Genomic DNA, 240 nt, shown 5'->3' on the forward strand with positions numbered 1-240 from the left:
TTTGTCTCCTGACGACGCCACAGACGTTGGATGTTGTCATGATGACGCAGCAGGATCAGGCAAGAGAGCATCGAAACCGGGAAGGTGAATTGTGGCTTAAACCACCAGACATAAAACGGAGCAATCAGTGCACTGACAATCGCTCCCAGCGACGAGTATCCGCTCAATAGCACGGTCAGTAACCAGGTTCCCGCCATTACTCCGGTGAGATCCCAGCCAATGGGTGCGATGGCACCAGTT

Annotated in this window: 1 protein-coding gene; it reads right to left on the reverse strand. The window is 53.3% G+C overall.

Annotated elements, in window-relative coordinates; genetic code table 11:
• A partial coding sequence (locus HMPREF0693_RS18740; RefSeq protein WP_211206172.1) for a glycerol-3-phosphate acyltransferase occupies positions 1-240 on the reverse strand: 240 nt, incomplete at both ends.

The organism is Proteus mirabilis ATCC 29906 (assembly GCF_000160755.1).
Taxonomy (GTDB): domain Bacteria; phylum Pseudomonadota; class Gammaproteobacteria; order Enterobacterales; family Enterobacteriaceae; genus Proteus; species Proteus mirabilis.